The sequence below is a fragment of the Phycisphaerae bacterium genome (assembly GCA_012729815.1).
Lineage (GTDB): Bacteria > Planctomycetota > Phycisphaerae > JAAYCJ01 > JAAYCJ01 > JAAYCJ01.
The window spans coordinates 1-15,404 of record JAAYCJ010000038.1; the positions used below are offsets into that span (position 1 = coordinate 1).

The window sequence follows — 15,404 nt, forward strand, 5'->3', positions numbered from 1 at the left end:
GAGTCCATGTAGTTGAACAGGTAGACCCGATCCGCCCCACGATGCAGGAACGAAGCCGCCGTCCCACGGGCGGTCTCAGCGGTGTGCAGGAACCGCCCGTCGGCGAACGATTCGGGCGAGGGCATCAGGCCGATCTCCAGGGCCGCCGCAATGGCCACCTTGTCGCCCAGCAGTTGCCGCCACATCTCGACGGGAATGTCGGTGTCGGTCGAAGTCCAGAATGGCGTTACGACCACCACGTCCACCAGCCCGCGCCGGGCCCATTCGATCGCGTCCATACCCAACCCCAGCGCCGCTTCGGGACGGGTGGGCACCCTCGCGGCGAGACGGATCGGGTGGCCGCGCTTGGCCGACCACTTCTCAGCCAGGTCGCGCACCTCCGCGGTAAAATCCGTCAGTTGCGCGCACCCTTCCTGCTCGAAACCCGGTTTGAAGTGAAAGCCGAACCGCATCCAGTCCATCTCGAAGCCGTCGAAGTCCCACCGCTCGAAATACTCGCGGATCAGCTTCATGTGGTGCTCGCGGACCTCCGGGCGGCCATAATCGAACGCGTAGTCCGGCCAACTCTCCATGCGATAGCCCGCCCGCCGGTACTCCGGATGGCTGCGCCAGAAATCGGACAACAGAAGCGACTCCGGCACCGACACGTCGTGGACGTCGTTCATCCGCATCGAAACCCACGCCGAGATCCCCTTCTGGCGGGTATAGTCCAGCCATATCTTGTAAGCGTCGATGCCCTTCTCGGCCAGCAGCCGGGCGTTGTGGGGCCAGAGCTTGGCAAAGTTCTTCCACAGATCCCGGTTCTTGAGGGCTTCCTGAACCTCCGGTCCGTTCGGATCGTAGTCCGCCCAGATCGGCTCCCAGACCTTGGAGGGAAAGCTGGTCCGCATGGCGTTGGGGTTGAAGATCAGTTCCTTCATCTGCGGGCTGACGTAGTGATCGACCAGTTCCTGGCAGCCCTCGACCGTCATCTGATCGGGCGTGCGCGAGCCGTAGAAATGGGAATCGTCCTCGTTGAGCATCAGACCGGGCATGATATGCCTCCTTCCGTCCGTTACCTGTCCTGCCGTCCGGCCGAGGGCCGGTGATCGGCGAAACCTGACCACGAGGCGCGCAGTGTATCCATGGAAACGCCGTCGGGCAAGCTCGGAATGGCGAGCCTTTGAAAGTGGTCTGGCAACAACGGATAAGGGCCGGCGGTCGGGAGTTCCGACCGTCGGCCCTTGGATCGCTGACCGGATCAGGCGCCGGTTCCGCTCGCGATGGGCTATCCGCCCAGCAGGGCCAGAACCGACTGCGGCGTGGTGTTGGCGATCGACAGCACAGCTGTACCCGCCTGGCTGAGGATCTGGTTTCGGGTCAACTGCGATGTCTCGTAGGCAAAGTCCGCGTCGCGGATCTGCGACTCGCTGGAGGTGACGTTCTCCAGGGCGACCTGCAGCGAGTTGATGTTCGTCTGCAGAGTGTTGCGCTCGAAGGCGCCGAGTCGTCCTCGCAGGATCGCAATCTGCCGGATGGATTCCTGAACGATATCGCTGGCCTCGCGGGCGTGGCCGGTGACCAGCGAGTAGTCGCCGCCGGTGCGAATCTGCGAGAGGTAGCCGATGTCCTGGTTACCCAGGCTCGAGGCCGCCACCGACCGGATCCCGATGTTGACCTGCTGGTTGCTGTTGACGGCCGGGCCCAATTGGAATTTGGCCCCGCCGCCGGTGATGGCGAAACTGGTGCTGTCGAGTCCGAAGTCCTCAGCCACCAGCATCTCGAGGTCCAGGCCCATGCTCTGGAGAGTCAGTCTCAAGCCGTCGCCCTGGGTCAGGATGCCGTTGACGGTGGCCGTGACGTCCTGGCCGGTGTCGTAGTTGTTGGGCGAGCCCTCGGGATTCACCAACTCGAAGGCGGCGCCGGCCTGCAGCGCCTTGACCGACAGGTAGGCGCTGGAGCCGTACTCCGTCGACTGGAAGCTGATCCCGCTGGAGGGGTTGGCCGAGTTGATGTACTGGGCCTGGACTCCGGTGGCGTCGGAGAAGGTATTGACCCCGAACGCGATCGCGGAGGCGGCGGTGCCCGAACTGAACGACAGCTCGGTCACGCCCTGGGCCCCCTGAACCTGGATGGTGATGTTCTCGTTGATCTTGGCGCTCTGAAACTGGAGCTGGGCCTTCTGGGCCGAGGTCACCACCTGGACGTTGACGGGAATGTAGTCGTTGGTCCCGAACTGCACCGAGTAGACGTGCAGGTTCTGGAGCGAGGTCTCGTCGACGCCGCTGGTCACGTAGGAGAGGCTCCCGTTGAGCAGATGAAGCCCCGCGAACGTGGTCGTGTTGGCGATGCGGGTGATGGATTCGATGGCGGAGTCCACCTGAAGCTGGTTGGCCGCGATCTCATCCTCGGACATCGCCCCTTCGTTGGCCGCCCCGACGATCAGCTCCTGAAGGCTGGTCAGCATCGAGGCGATTTCGTTGAGGGCCCCTTCCGCCGTGGCAATGACGTTCGAGGCGCGTTCGGAGTTGGCGATCGCCTGACCGATCCCGGAAATCTCCGAGCGCAGGGTCTCGCTGGCGATCAGGCCCGCCGGGTCGTCCGCCCCGCGGTTGATCCGGAGGCCGCTCGAGAGCCGCTGCAGGGTGGACTGCAACTGCTGCTGCGACCGCGCCAGGTGGGTCTGGGCTACCAGGGCACCGACATTCGTGTTAATCCTACTCATCACTGATCCTCCATGACTTCGTGAGGTCCGTTCCGGTCTTACGCACGCGGGCCGCCGGAGGACCCTGAGGCACTTACGTCCCCTCCGGTCGTGGTCCGTCACGACCGGGTTCTTTGGCACTGTGGTTTTCGATTTGACTACTATTTTGATCAGCCGCCGCACCGTTCCGACGCGCCCGAGGCCCCTTGCGGGTCTGCTCGCGCGACCCGGGCTCGTTCGCGCCCGACTTGCCGTTGGAGGGACCGTTGCCCTCCGAACCGCTCGCGGCGCCGCTGGATGACAGGGAACTCAGATCGTCGGGGGTGACCTGCGAGGCCGCCCGGTTCTCCCGCTTGATCGCCTCATAGACCTCCTTGCGGTGCACGGGAATATGAGGCGGAGCGGTGATGCCGAGCCGAACCTTGTCCCCTCGAATATCGACGACCGTGATTTCCACGTCGTCTCCTATCATGATGGTCTCGTCTTTCTGTCTCGAGAGCACTAACATCCTCGGCTCCTTCCTTGGTCATGCCAATGCTTAGACCGTCCTGGCGGGCTCCATTCCGGTTCCGGTCTCGACGGCGTCGCGGCCGTCGCCGGATCGGTCGTCGGGTCCGCCCTGCCCGGGCCGAGCCATCCCTGTGCTCGCGACCGGGCAAGATCGGGCTCTAAGCCGTCTTGCTCATCGCCACCCGCTCACGGCGGTCCAGCGAGATCAGCGGATATCGGGTCGTGTACCGCTTGTCCGACAGGACCAGTTGGGCGCCGGTCAGGCTCCTGGCGTTGATCACCAGAGGGCCCTGCAGGTTGCCCGTCAACATGTTGTCCACCTTGTTGACGATCACCAGCACCTGGGCGTCGTCCGGCGACTCCAGCCCGATCAGCTCCAGGTCTTCGCCCTTGATCGGGATCCGGTAGTCGGGCACGAACACCCGCGGATCGCACACCACAAAGGCCAGTTCCGCCCGCTCCACCGACTGGAGCCAGAAGAACACACCCTCGTCGTTCGTCTGCATCAGGGCGAACCGGACGCAGTGCGGAAATCCGACCAGCCCTTTGGGAAACTGCGTGATCCGGCTGTCGTCAATCTCCACCGACCCAAATCTCGACGTTTCAATCTGCATGATCTGCTCCATAGCGGCCCGCATCCTGCCTGACTTACCCGACCGACACTTTCGATCGGGCGGTGAGGTTCCACTCACCGTCCGCCCGCACGTTCGAAACGGCGGACAAGTCGGCGCGGTTCGGGCATCGGGCCTCGACTGCCCAAACCACGGGGCTATCGCCCAACGTTCTCAGCTCAGAAGCCGTTCCGGCCATCTCCGGGGCTCCTATCGCAGAAAATCCAACAACGATGTATTCATAATCTGTCCGCCCGTGGTCAGGTTCGCCTGCAGCGCCGTCTGGTACTGCTGAAACCTGGTGATGGCCTCGGTGTAGTCGAGATCCTTGATCTCGCTGAGCAAGGCCTTGGTGGACAGCGTCGCGTCTTCCGTCCGCTCCCGGCGGGTCTCGATCGCCCGGGCCATGTAGCCGAGACGCCCGCGGTAGCGGTTCAACTCATCCAGATAGCTCTCAAGCTTCGCGCCCGCCTGTTCGATCGCCTGCGTGTCGTTGGCCAGAAGGCCTTCGCGAAGATCGATCAGGTACGCGAACAGCGACTCCTCCTTGGTCGGATTGACGTCCGTCCCGACGATCTGGTTGCCGCCGGAGGTCTCGCCGAGGATTCCCAGATCCTCAGCCGCGTTCGAGTAGTTCAACCGGGCCACCCGCATCGTGCCGGGCCCGCCGGTGTTGTCGGTCAGGATGATGCCGTTCCCGGTGGCGGCCAGGGACGCCTGGACGGCCACGCCGGATGCGCCCGCCGCCGCGTTGATCGCGTCGATGGCGTCCTGCACGGTCGCGGCGCCGGCGATGTCCACGTCGAAGGCCGAACCGTCGGAGGCGGTGACGCGGAAGTCGGCTCCGTCCACCTCGTCCACGCCCGCTCCGCCGTTAAGGTCGGCCAGAGCGGTGGCCGCGGTGAAGGTGTGAATGCCCAGATCCGCCGCCGTCGTTCCGCCGTTCTCGGCGATCTTGAGGTTGCCGCCGGCCAGCACGCTGGCGATCTCGATGCCCGTGCCGTCCGGACTGATGCGAGCCTCGACGCCCACGCCGGAGGTGTTGATCGTGCTGATCACGTCCTGGATGGTGGTCGCCGAACTGAAGTCCAATGTAATCGACTTGGTCCCGTTGGTGATGATGATGCCGCTCGCCTGGTCGATGCCGGCGTTCTGGTGGAGCCGGCTCAGCGGAGTCTGGGGAACCAAGCGAGGGCCAAAGTCGTCGCCGGCGATCGCGTTTCCGCCCGGCGTCGGCTGATAGAGACCCAGGTCATGGGCGATCGTCCCCTGGCCGGATTCGGTGACCTGCAGCGTCTCGCCGCCGTTGCTCGAAACCAGCCGCAGCGAGCGGCCTGAGGCCTCAAGCGAAAGCGACACCGACGCGGGCAATGCGTCGTTGACCTTCGCGATCAGATCGCCCACCGTCTCACAGTCGCTCGTGTCAATCTGATAGCGGCCGATGACCGAACCCTCGATCACCAGCGTCCCGTTCCGCACGCCTTCATTCATCGCACCGGACAGGTCCGTCAGCCGCGTCGCGCCGGCCGCCGCCGTCATCAGGTCTTCGCTCGAGGCGACCACGCCCGACCCGGTGCCAAACACCTGCCGGGCCGTCAGGTTGACCGGCTCGTTGATGTCGCCGGAGACCTGAATGCTGACCTGGCTGTCGTCGCCGACGTAGCGGACCAGCCCGTCCTCGTGGGCGAACGGGGCCACGTCGTTGCGCATCCCGGCGAAGAGGAACGTGCCGAGATACTCGGTGTTGCCCAGCGTCACCAGTTGCCCGAGAATCGAGTCGATCAGCGTGGCCGCGGCGTTCCGTTGATCGGCGGTCGCGGTCGCCCCGACGTTCTCCAGGGCCAGATCGTGAGCCTCGACCGTCAGGTTGTGCACCGATCCGAGGGTGGCGTCGGCCAGGTTCATCGCCTTGCTCGCGTAGTCGATGTTGGCCAGGTACTGCTCCTGGGCCTCCAGCGTGTCGTCAAGCCGCATCGCACCGGTGGTGTCGATCGGATTGTCGCTGGGACGCAGGACGCGAAGCCCCGTTGCCAACTGCTCCTGGCTCTGCAGCAGTTGCACCATGCTCCGCCGCATCCCGCTCAGCAGGATCTGCGTCTGCATGTTGCTGCTTACTCGCGATATGGTGATGGGACTGACTGCCATAGTGATTTCACCCGTTAAATCAGGTTCATGATCTCCTGCGTCAGTTCGTTGATGACGTTGATGAACCGGGCCGCGCCCTGGAAGGCCCGCTGGGCCGCCAGCAGGTCCACCGCCTCTTCGTCGATGTTGACGCCGCTGATCGCCTCCCGCTGGGCCTGGAGCGTCTCGGTGACCGCGGCATGGATCGAGTAGTTGTTCCTCGCCCCGGCCGTCTGGGTGCCCAGTTCGCTGACGATGGTCCGGTAGAAATCGGGAATGCTGCTGCCGCCCAGGGAGTCGGCGCCGGCGGTTCGCAGGCCCGCGATCAACTCGGCGTTGGAGCCGTCGCCCGTCGTCCCGTTGCGCCCGGCCGCGATCAACTGCGGATTCTCCGCGATCGGCGAGGCCACCGCGATGTCGGCGGCGCTGGTCCCGCTGAAAAAGCTGTTGAGTCCCAGCGCGGCCAGCACGTGCGAACTGTCCTCGCCGAAGCTGACCGTGTAGTTGCTGCTGGTGGTCTCGATCTTCAGTTTGTTGTTGGCCTGCACGGTGGCGGTGACGCCGGCGATGGCGCTCAGCTCAGCCGCCAGGCCGTTGAGGCTCATGTCCGCGCCCATGCCGTTCAGATCGACGTTGATCTGGTGCACCGTGTACTGGTCGGTGTGCGAGTCGTGCACCCGGACGATGAACGAGCCGTTCTGCGGCGAGAAGGTCAGGCCGGCCGCGTTGAGGGCCGCCGAGGCGTCGCTGACCGCGTGCTCCGAGGTCAGGCTCGCGTAACCCTCGATACCCTGGCCGCTGCTGTGAATCTTGTTCACTTCGAAGATCAGCCCTTGGCTGAGCGTGTCGAGTTGCTGAAGGTTGCCGGTCACGAAGTCGTCGATCATCCACGTGATCGCCCCGACCTTGCCGGAGGAGGACTCCACGGTCCGTCCGCTGTCGGCGAACACCACCGAGGGAACCACCAGATCGCCGTTGCCCTCGCGGCGGACCTCGAGCTGGCGGGCCGAGTTGTACTGCACCAGCGGGTCGCCCGCCAGATAGACCGTCACGTCGCCCGCCGGGTGCTCGATCACCTCCACGTCGATCAGCTCGGAGATCTGCTTGAGCATCTTGTCCCGCTGGTCGAGCAGGGCGCTGGGGCTCTTGCCCGCCGCCGAAGCGTTGGCGATTTCCACGTTCAACCGGGCGATCTGCCCGGCGTAGTCGTTGATCTGATCGACCGCCTCGTCCAGCACCTGGCCCATGTTGTGATAGAGGTCGACCACGTCCTGCCGCAACATGCCGATCTGATCGGACAGCGACTGGGCGACCTGGACCAGGACGTTGCGGGTCGACACGTCGTGCGGCTTGCTCTGCAGCTCGGACCAGGCATTGAAGAACTCGCTCAGGGCGCTGGAGAGGTCCGTGTCGGTCATCTCGTTGTAGAGGGCCTCGAGGCGCGAGAGCATCTGGCCGCACACGTCGTCGTAATTCAACTCGCTCATCGAGGAGCGCAGCCGCTGCTCGAGGGCGTAGTCAATGTGCCGCTGAAGGCTGGTGACCTGAACGCCGGCGCCGGGATCGGAGCCTTCGATCAACCGCATGCCCCGCACCGGGGACAGCACGGCGGTCTGCCGCGTGTAGTTGGGATCGCCGGCGTTGGCGACGTTGTTGCCGATCACCTGCATCGCCGCCTGGTGGGCCAGCAGGGCCGAGCGTCCGATTTGAAGTGATCCGTTAATCAGTCCCATTTCCGCGTTCCGTCTATCCGACTGCGTCCAGAATGTTTAGCGTGGGCGTCACCCGCCGCTGTCCGCGACCGTCATAAAGCCCGATATCGCCCTGGGCGGCGGCGACGTTCCGCTGCATCTGGGCGAAGCACTGCAGGATTTCCCGCGTCACCGCATCGTTGATTCGGTTGACCTGGTAGACCTGGTCGGCCAGCGATCGGATCGCCCCGGCCAAGGCCAGCAGGCGGCTGCGATCCGGCTCGGCCAGGCTCTCCGCCAGCGTCCGGAGCGTGACCGGCTCGTCCTTGCCCAGCCCTTCGGCCAGGGCCTCGGCCGTCTCGCGGCGTCGGGCGTCCGTCTCGCCGATCCGCTCGATCAGAAATTGTTCACGGGCCGACCACGACTCCAGCGAGTCGATCTCGCCCGACCGCATGTACTTCTGCTTGTTCCTGGCCGCCAGCAGCAACTGCTCGTGCAGCTCGCGAAGCTCCTGCAGCGTGGAGACCAGCGTCTCGAGTGTCGTCTGGTGTTCCTGCATCGAAGTCACTCCTTCGTCTCCGAAACCGGTCCCAACCACCGGTCCGCCACCGCCTGGCCGATCTGGAACCGTCCCGAACCGGCCAGCCGCGTGAGCAGCTCCTGGTCGAGCTGGGACTGGAACATCGCCCCCGTCCGCCCGCCCGTCAGCGGGTTGTCCGTGTCCAGCGACGAGCGAAACTCCCGCATCAGCGTCCCCAGAAATACCTCGCCCACCGTCTGCGAGACCGCCTCCCGCAGCCGGCTGCGATCCGCCGCGCCCAGCGACGCCACGTAGGTCTTCAGGCTGTTCGAGTTGGTCGCGCCGACCGTGCTCATCGCTGCTCCACCAGTTGTCCCTGTAGATTGCCCGACCGCGCCAGTTCCCGGACGATCGCCACCCGATCGTCGAACGGGGCCTTGAGGGCCTCAAGGGCCTCGATCACCAGCCGAAGCTCCACCGAGTCCGGCAGCCGGAAATCGCCCGGTTCGGCGTCCGCTTTGCCCTCCTGCTGCCGCTGCTGACGCAGCAGCGACTCGGTGCTGATGGTCATCCCGCGATACGTGATGGTCACCGGCGAGATCGTCACGTTGCCGTCGATCACGATCGTCCCCGCCGTCGGATTGATGGTCACCCGCGCCTGCTTTTCCGGCATGAGCAGCGGCAGACCCTGGATCCAGGCGATGAAGTTGGCCGGGTCCAACCGCTCCGCCGCCGGGATCGCGACCTCCACGTTCTTCGGGTCGCGGGCCGTGGCCAACTGAAGCTGCGAGGACTGGACCGAAACCGCCTCGTTGATCGTCATGGCGATCGCCGAGGCCATCGGCCAGCTCGCGTGGGCGTCGTCGATCACCAGCGTGAAGGCCCCGTTCTCCACCTGATTGTAGAAAACGTCCTGCTCCATGATCGCGCCCTTCTTGACGATCCCGTTGGTCGGGTTGGCCGCGTCCACCGACACCGTCCCGCCCGCCAGGGCGTAGATCGTCGGGTCCGAGGGGTGCGAGCCCATCAGCGGGGTCAGCAGCAGCGTGCCGCCCTCGAGACTCTTGGCCGACCCGATTGCCGAGATCCGCACGTCGAGGGTCTGCCCCTCGCGGGCCCCGTTGTTGCCGATCGCCGCCGTCACCGAAACCAAGGCCACGTTCTTGGCGTTCTTGAGTTCGTCGATCGACATCACCGGATTGCCGAAGTGCTGCAGGAACGCCGCCAAAGGACGGATCGCCGGAACGAACTTGCCGCCGTCGCCGGTGCCGTTGAGCCCCACCACCAGGCCGATGCTGATCAGATGATTTTCCCGCTGGCCCTGCAGGTGCGTGATGTCGGCCACCTTCACCGCCTCAGCCGCGGTCGTCATCAGCAGGATTGTCGCCACGATCGTCTTCTTCATCGGCTGTCCACTCGTTCCTTAGAAGGGTCGAATCTTGTCCCAGATCTTGTACGCCCACCCGCGCCGCATCGAGTCCCGCACCGGGCCGAAGCTCTCCCGCTTGAAGTGCGTCTCCAGCAGTTGGGTCGAGAGAATGGTGTTGTCCGCGGCGATGTCGTCGGTCCGGCACGTCCCGGTCAGCGTCACCACCTGCTTCTCGTCGTCGGTCTCAACCACGTCCGGACCGCCCTGGAGCACCAGGTTCTTGTTCGGCATCACGTCGATGATCCGGCACGTGATCCGGGTGATCACCTCGTCCTTGCGACTCGCTCCGCCGTTGCCCTCGAAGCTCCGGTCCATCTTGAAGTCAATCTTGGGATCGCCGGCGGGCATGGTGTCCGGCACCAGTTTGCAGGAGCTGCCGGCGTCGCTGAACCGGATCCAATCCTTCAACGCCGCCTGGATCTCCACCTCCCGCTCCAGCTTGGTGTCGCCCGAGTGCTTGTACTCGGACTTCTGGCGGACGATCACCGTGATCAGGTCGCCCACCTTGAAGATCCGCTTGGGCGGAGGCTTGACCGAGAAGAACGAGTTCTCGACCAGGGCGGGCATGCCCTCCTGATCCTCCTCTTCGACCGGGACCGCCGGCCGCACTGCCAGTCCCGGCGTGCTGGCGGAGGCCCGGATGAACAGCGACGAGGACTGCGCCTTCGCTGCGTTCGGCCGGACCACCGCCAGGCACACACCAAGGACCAGCAATGCTCGCATCAACCACACAAACAGGCGTGTCATGGCCTGATGACCTCGCTTCCGTCAACCAACTCCGGACCCGACTGCAGGGGCGCGGTCTCGACCAGCACCACGCCCGGCTTGATCAGCCGGCCCCGGAAGATATCCTTGGACCGTTCGTTGCGAACCGAAATCAACTCGCCCTTGACCCCGCCGGACATCGCCCGGCCGGTCATCCGGACCTCCAACCCTCCGACCCGATGAAGCACGGTGACCAGTTGACCGCGGCTGGCCATCGGCTGGGCCTCCAGCAGGTCCGCCGTGATCACCGTCCCCGGCGGGATCAGCCGCCGCGCCCGCTGGCCGCTCACCTCGTCCAACGCCGTCACGTACGTCTCGCCCACCTTGCGGATAGGACGCCACAGGAGTTCCACGTCCGGCTCGCCGATCTCCGCCTTGCTGTTAATCGTCCGGCGGGCCACCAGCAGCGGGGCCTCGACCTCCACCTTCGCCAGCACCTGGACCGTCTGCAGCACTTCGGCCTCGCGGACGATTTCCACCTTCAGACCGATCAGCCCCAGCCGACGCACGTCGCCCTGAGGCTCGATCCGGAAGCTGTACGGCGGGTCGGTCAGCGAGAGCACCGGCCCGACCGTCGGATTAAAATCAATCTTCACTTTCGCGTCCTCGGGCAGGTCCACGAGCTGATCGCAGATCACTTTCCGAATCCGCGACTCCAGGCTCGCCGGTCCGCCCACGTTCGCCGCCGCGCCGAGCGACAGGCCGGACGACTGGGAACGCTGCGGGCCCTCCGAACTTGCCGCCGCCGCCGTCTGGACCCGGCAGACCGCCGATCCGCGGATCGCCACCCGGGTCAGGTCATAGCCGACGCTCGAAAGCAGTTCGCTGACCTTCCAGGCCCGGACCTCGAAATCCTCGCCGCCCGCCGCCGACTCGATCACCACCAGCTCGCCCATCGCCGCCGCCTGGTCGGCCGGTCCGCTGATCTTCGCAATCTGCGAAAGCCTGACCGCCGAGGCGCCGACCTGGACCTCGGGCAGCAGGCGAACCGTCAACCCATCCGAACTGACGGCGGCGGCTGAGCCCGAGAGCATCAGGCTCAGCCAGACCGCCTGTATCAGTCTCTGCCGGGAACGGGTTGTCGGAAACCTATGCGAATTCATCTCAACCGTCTCTCACGCCTTTACCTGGGTATCGCTTACCTCATGTGCACCACGGCCTGGAGCATCTCGTCGGCCGCGCTGATCGACCGGCCGTTCAACTCGAACGAACGCTGCGTCTGGATCAGGTCCACCAACTCGCGAACCGGCTCGACGTTCGACTGCTCCAGAGAGCCCTGCAGAATGGCCCCGAAACCCTCTTCCGTGGGAACGCCCACGATCGGCGGGCCCGAGGCCTGCGTCTCAACGTACACGTTCTGGCCCTTGGCCAGCAAACCCTCGGGATTCACGAACCGCGCCAGTTCAATCTGCCCCACCTCTTCCGGCTCCGTCGCGCCCGGCGTCGTCACCAGCACCCGGCCGTCCGAGCCGATCGTCACCGACGTCGCGTCTTCCGAAATGGTGATCGGCGGCTCAAGCCGGAAACCGTTGCTGTTGCCCAGCACGATCTCGCCGTTGGCGTTGCGGAAGAAATTCCCCGCCCGCGTGTAGCCGATCCCGTTGGGGCCCATGTCCTCGAACACCCGCACCTGGAACAGGCCGGCCCCGTCGATCGCCAGGTCCAACTGCTTGCCCGTCTGATCGAAGCTGCCCTGCTCGAAGCAGAACTGCGTCGAACTGAGCCGCACCCCGGTCCCAAGCAGAATGCCCGCCGGCGTGATGTCGCCCAGACTGTTCTCCGATCCCGGCTGGCGGCGGACCTGGTAGAGCAGGTCCTCGAAGTTGGCTCGTGCCTTCTTGAACCCGACCGTGTTCACGTTGGCCAGGTTGTTGGCGATCACGTCAAGCCGATGCGAAAGGGCGTGAAGCCCTGATGCCGCCGTGTTCATTGCCGTTACTGACATCCGCTAACGCTCCGTCTACAGTTTCGGAAGTTCATTGACCAGCCGTCCCAGCGTCTCGTCCTGCAGCATGATCATCCGGGAACTCAACTCGAAGGCCCGGGTGTTCTTGATCATCTCCACCAGTTCCAGAGCCGGGTTCACGCCGCTGGCCTCGAACACCCCACTGACCACCGTCGTGTGCCCAGCCGGCAGCGGAGGCTCGGTCGCGCCGAACATGTTCGACCCGAGCTTGACCAGGCTCTGAAGGTCCTCGAACTCGAAAATCCCCAGTTGGGCCGCGGGCACGCCGCAGTGCCGCACGCACCCGAACGGGTCGACCGTGAGCTGATCCAGCGTCGCCCCGTTAAAGCAGATCTCGTTGCCGTCGACGTCCAGCACCGGCCGGCCGTCCACCGCCCGCACCAGCTTCTGGCCCAGCAGCGTCAGCTTGCCGTCGCGGGTGTAGGCCACCTTCTCGCCGTCCTGAACCGCCAGCATCCCCGGACCCTGCAGCATGACATCCAAGGGCCGCTCGCTGACTTCCACGGGGCCTTGGGTAAAATCGGTGAAAGTCGCCGCCGCGAACCCCCCGCCCGTCATCTCCTTCAGATGCTCGGGCAAAAACCGCCGGCCCCCCGGAAGGTCCATGGCCTCCAGCGGCCGCTGCGTGTACAGGGCCAGATCGCGCTTAAAGCCCGTCGTCTGGGCGTTCGCCAGGTTGTTGGCGATCACGTCCTGACGATGGCGGGCCAGCGCCATCCCGGAAGCCGAAAGGTACAATCCGTACAACATCGATCAGGCGTCCTTGCCTTCTTCCCCACCGTCCCGGCGCGCGTCCAGCTCGGCATGGGCCATCACCGCCAGCGATGCGCTGCGGATCACCCGCCGAGCCAAACAGACCAGCGTCGACCAGTCGCACTCCCGACCGCTCAACGCCTCTGCCCCTTTGTCATTGCCGGTTGTCTCGAGCATCATCCGTGACTCCCTGGCCGGGTCTCCGCCCAGCCTTCGCCCCTCCTAAAAGCAACCCCCGTGCCAACACCGAAGATTTTTACGCCCCATAAAATTAACTTCTCGCAAGCCTAGATATATCAATGCGTTACGCGATAGAACGAAAACACCCACAGGCAAAACCGCATCGCTGCCACATCACACACCAACGCGCAAATCCTGCCCGGCAGGCGCAACACCTGCGGGCAAAACCTGCGCGATCAAAGCCCGGACCGGCACCACCCACACCATCATGAGCGTTGTGTTCCGCGGACAAAGGGTCTTGACAGAAAAACCCTTATCGAGTACAAAGAAGACAGTAAACGCTTAGCGCTTAGCGATTACTGTCTTGCAGGAGCACGACGTGGCGGTTCGATTGAGCGACATTGCCGAGGCGGTCGGGGTCAAGGTGCCCACCGTCTCGCGGGTGTTGAACAACAAGCCCAGCGCGATCCGGGTCTCCGACCGGACCCGCCGGCGGATCCTCCAGACGGCCCGCGAGATGGGCTACCATCCCAGCGCAGCCGCCCGCGCCCTGGCGACCAAACGGACCGGCCAAATCGGCTTTATCATGTCCGATGCCATCGCCGGCGGCTGGCGGAACCTGTACTTCGCAGCGTACCTGGAGGGCGTCGAGCGGGTTTGCCGGAGGCGAGGCTTTGGCCTGAACGTCAGTCGCTACAACCTAAGCGACGTTGATGATTTTGTCTTTCCCAAGCACGTGGGCGAGCGGAGCGTCGACGGGCTGGTCTGGACCAGCTACGTCGAGGCCTCCATCGCCAGCCGGTTCCGCGAGTTCGGTATTCCGTGCGTTGCCGTCGGCCAGGACGTCGAGACCACGGGGCTGATCCCGACGGTGGCGTCCGACGACGTATCCGGCCGGCACCAGATCGTGCGCTACGCCGCCTCGTTGGGCCATCGGCGGGTCGCCGTCTCGTGCGGCAACAGTCGTCGAAACGCCGAAGTCATCGACGGCATGATCGCCAACGCAGCCGCCGACCCACTGACCGCTGGTTGCACCATCCTGCCATGCCAATCGCCAACCGGCCACTGCGACTACCACGCCGCCCGACCGATGATGGAATGGTGGCTCGCCGTGCCGATCGAGCAGCGGCCGACGCTGATCATTGCGACCGACCAAACACTCGTTGAATTTCTCAAGGAACTGCGGGCCAAGGGTTTACGCTGCCCCGAGGATGTGAGCCTGATCAGCCTCTGCGATACGACCCTGTGCAGCTATGCCCATCCCGAACTGACCGCCATGACCTGCGATCAGGTCGACATGGCGGAAACCGCAACGGAAATGCTGATCGACCACCTGATCGAGGACAAACCGCTGACCACGGAGATGTCGAAAAACGATTACCCCTGCAAACTGATCGTCAGAAAATCCTGTGCAGAGATCTCCGATCGCTGATCTGAGGGCACACAAGTCATGCATTCGAGAAGTGTTAAGTCGTTCACGCTCATCGAGCTCCTGGTCGTGGTGGCGATCGTGGCCGTGCTGGTCTCGATCCTGCTGCCGGCCCTCTCGGTGGCGAGGGAGAAAGGCCGGCAGGTCTCCTGCCTGAGCAACCTCAAGCAGATCGGGGTCATGCTGTTCCTCTACGCGGACGATCACAGCGGCTGGTCGATCATGGCCCAGCCGGAACCGAGATTTAGCGGGGACTGGGAGTTTGGCGGCTACCACGAAACACTGGAGAACCTGAAGTACCTGACAAACCGAGGTACATTCTTCTGCCCTTCCGCAAAGGACGTGGGCTTCAGGACCTCCAACGTAAGCTACGGGATCAACTACTGGACTTTTGGATACAATCCCTCCCCCGATATCAGTCCCAACAGACCGGTGAAGCTGGCCGAGGCCCTTTCGTTCGGCAACGGGTCAAGTCTAATCTACGTGGGCGATGCGCTGCGTTCATGGGTCAACGGGAACTCCGCACTGGCGGTCTCGATCCGTCAGGGCCCGCCCTACCCGTACGCCCCCTATGGGAGTTACGGCCCGACGGAGGCGAGACATCTGGATAACGTGAACTGCCTGATGGCCGAGGGCTGCGCGATGAGCCTCGACCCGGCCGAGATTGTAAACTACTTCCACTGGAACCCGACACAGGATGGGAATCCCGCGGGCTCCGGCAGCCTCTGGTGGCGGCCGTAGGA

Annotated in this window: 16 protein-coding genes; 2 read left to right on the plus strand and 14 right to left on the minus strand. The window is 64.6% G+C overall.

Features of this window, described 5'->3' with window-relative positions:
* The 14 genes from GXY33_02950 to GXY33_03015 form a co-directional block, all read right to left on the minus strand.
* Positions 1 to 1,034: hypothetical protein (locus tag GXY33_02950; protein ID NLX04084.1), on the minus strand; the 1,034-nt coding region annotated here is incomplete at its 3' end.
* A gap of 233 nt (positions 1,035 to 1,267) precedes the next feature.
* Positions 1,268 to 2,704 carry a flagellin gene (locus GXY33_02955; protein NLX04085.1) on the minus strand — a complete coding sequence of 479 codons (1,437 nt, stop codon included), beginning with the start codon at positions 2,702 to 2,704 and terminating at the stop codon, positions 1,268 to 1,270.
* Positions 2,705 to 2,777: 73 nt separating this feature from the next.
* Positions 2,778 to 3,191 carry a carbon storage regulator CsrA gene (gene csrA / locus GXY33_02960; protein ID NLX04086.1) on the minus strand — a complete coding sequence of 138 codons (414 nt, stop codon included), beginning with the start codon at positions 3,189 to 3,191 and terminating at the stop codon, positions 2,778 to 2,780.
* 160 nt (positions 3,192 to 3,351) lie between these two features.
* Entirely contained in the window at positions 3,352 to 3,807 is a 456-nt protein-coding gene (locus GXY33_02965; protein NLX04087.1) for a flagellar assembly protein FliW, read from the minus strand.
* 207 nt (positions 3,808 to 4,014) lie between these two features.
* Positions 4,015 to 5,907, minus strand: a complete 1,893-nt coding sequence (gene flgL, locus GXY33_02970; protein NLX04088.1) for a flagellar hook-associated protein FlgL — start codon at positions 5,905 to 5,907, stop codon at positions 4,015 to 4,017.
* Positions 5,908 to 5,963: 56 nt separating this feature from the next.
* Positions 5,964 to 7,661: a flagellar hook-associated protein FlgK gene (gene flgK, locus GXY33_02975; GenBank protein ID NLX04089.1), complete on the minus strand. Its 1,698-nt coding sequence runs from the start codon at positions 7,659 to 7,661 to the stop codon at positions 5,964 to 5,966.
* A 13-nt stretch (positions 7,662 to 7,674) separates the two neighbouring features.
* The gene (locus tag GXY33_02980) at positions 7,675 to 8,178 is read right to left on the minus strand and encodes a flagellar protein FlgN (GenBank protein NLX04090.1); all 504 of its coding nucleotides are present in this window, start codon (positions 8,176 to 8,178) and stop codon (positions 7,675 to 7,677) included.
* A gap of 5 nt (positions 8,179 to 8,183) precedes the next feature.
* Positions 8,184 to 8,495, minus strand: coding sequence for a hypothetical protein (locus GXY33_02985; GenBank protein ID NLX04091.1), 312 nt, complete (start codon positions 8,493 to 8,495; stop codon positions 8,184 to 8,186).
* Positions 8,492 to 9,544: a flagellar basal body P-ring protein FlgI gene (locus GXY33_02990; GenBank protein NLX04092.1), complete on the minus strand. Its 1,053-nt coding sequence runs from the start codon at positions 9,542 to 9,544 to the stop codon at positions 8,492 to 8,494. The genes GXY33_02985 and GXY33_02990 overlap by 4 nt, the downstream gene beginning before the upstream one ends.
* Before the next feature lie 18 nt (positions 9,545 to 9,562).
* Positions 9,563 to 10,315, minus strand: a complete 753-nt coding sequence (locus tag GXY33_02995) for a flagellar basal body L-ring protein FlgH (GenBank protein ID NLX04093.1) — start codon at positions 10,313 to 10,315, stop codon at positions 9,563 to 9,565.
* Positions 10,312 to 11,436, minus strand: coding sequence for a flagellar basal body P-ring formation protein FlgA (gene flgA, locus GXY33_03000; GenBank protein NLX04094.1), 1,125 nt, complete (start codon positions 11,434 to 11,436; stop codon positions 10,312 to 10,314). The genes GXY33_02995 and flgA overlap by 4 nt, the downstream gene beginning before the upstream one ends.
* Positions 11,437 to 11,471: 35 nt before the next feature.
* A complete protein-coding gene (gene flgG, locus GXY33_03005) occupies positions 11,472 to 12,278 on the minus strand; it encodes a flagellar basal-body rod protein FlgG (protein ID NLX04095.1) in 807 nt (268 codons plus the stop codon).
* Positions 12,279 to 12,293: 15 nt separating this feature from the next.
* Entirely contained in the window at positions 12,294 to 13,049 is a 756-nt protein-coding gene (locus tag GXY33_03010) for a flagellar hook-basal body protein (GenBank protein NLX04096.1), read from the minus strand.
* Between the two features lie 3 nt (positions 13,050 to 13,052).
* Positions 13,053 to 13,232 carry a hypothetical protein gene (locus tag GXY33_03015; protein ID NLX04097.1) on the minus strand — a complete coding sequence of 60 codons (180 nt, stop codon included), beginning with the start codon at positions 13,230 to 13,232 and terminating at the stop codon, positions 13,053 to 13,055.
* Between the two features lie 379 nt (positions 13,233 to 13,611).
* On the opposite strand from GXY33_03015, the gene GXY33_03020 reads away from it, so the two are divergent.
* Both GXY33_03020 and GXY33_03025 read left to right on the plus strand, forming a co-directional pair.
* On the plus strand, positions 13,612 to 14,664 hold the full coding sequence (locus tag GXY33_03020) for a LacI family transcriptional regulator (GenBank protein NLX04098.1): 1,053 nt from the start codon (positions 13,612 to 13,614) through the stop codon (positions 14,662 to 14,664).
* An 18-nt stretch (positions 14,665 to 14,682) separates the two neighbouring features.
* Positions 14,683 to 15,402 carry a DUF1559 domain-containing protein gene (locus GXY33_03025; protein NLX04099.1) on the plus strand — a complete coding sequence of 240 codons (720 nt, stop codon included), beginning with the start codon at positions 14,683 to 14,685 and terminating at the stop codon, positions 15,400 to 15,402.
* Positions 15,403 to 15,404: the final 2 nt, after the last annotated feature.

What these genes read in the sequence shown, in the direction of transcription:
- GXY33_03025 (NLX04099.1), top strand. Translation starts at nt 14,683, where the DNA reads ATGCATTCGAGAAGTGTTAAGTCGTTCACGCTCATCGAGCTCCTGGTC.
- flgA (NLX04094.1), bottom strand. Translation starts at nt 11,436, where the DNA reads ATGAATTCGCATAGGTTTCCGACAACCCGTTCCCGGCAGAGACTGATA.
- csrA (NLX04086.1), bottom strand. Translation starts at nt 3,191, where the DNA reads ATGTTAGTGCTCTCGAGACAGAAAGACGAGACCATCATGATAGGAGAC.
- GXY33_03015 (NLX04097.1), bottom strand. Translation starts at nt 13,232, where the DNA reads ATGATGCTCGAGACAACCGGCAATGACAAAGGGGCAGAGGCGTTGAGC.
- GXY33_03010 (NLX04096.1), bottom strand. Translation starts at nt 13,049, where the DNA reads ATGTTGTACGGATTGTACCTTTCGGCTTCCGGGATGGCGCTGGCCCGC.
- GXY33_02980 (NLX04090.1), bottom strand. Translation starts at nt 8,178, where the DNA reads ATGCAGGAACACCAGACGACACTCGAGACGCTGGTCTCCACGCTGCAG.
- GXY33_02990 (NLX04092.1), bottom strand. Translation starts at nt 9,544, where the DNA reads ATGAAGAAGACGATCGTGGCGACAATCCTGCTGATGACGACCGCGGCT.
- GXY33_02965 (NLX04087.1), bottom strand. Translation starts at nt 3,807, where the DNA reads ATGCAGATTGAAACGTCGAGATTTGGGTCGGTGGAGATTGACGACAGC.
- GXY33_02955 (NLX04085.1), bottom strand. Translation starts at nt 2,704, where the DNA reads ATGAGTAGGATTAACACGAATGTCGGTGCCCTGGTAGCCCAGACCCAC.
- GXY33_02985 (NLX04091.1), bottom strand. Translation starts at nt 8,495, where the DNA reads ATGAGCACGGTCGGCGCGACCAACTCGAACAGCCTGAAGACCTACGTG.
- flgK (NLX04089.1), bottom strand. Translation starts at nt 7,661, where the DNA reads ATGGGACTGATTAACGGATCACTTCAAATCGGACGCTCGGCCCTGCTG.
- flgG (NLX04095.1), bottom strand. Translation starts at nt 12,278, where the DNA reads ATGTCAGTAACGGCAATGAACACGGCGGCATCAGGGCTTCACGCCCTT.
- flgL (NLX04088.1), bottom strand. Translation starts at nt 5,907, where the DNA reads ATGCAGACGCAGATCCTGCTGAGCGGGATGCGGCGGAGCATGGTGCAA.
- GXY33_02995 (NLX04093.1), bottom strand. Translation starts at nt 10,315, where the DNA reads ATGACACGCCTGTTTGTGTGGTTGATGCGAGCATTGCTGGTCCTTGGT.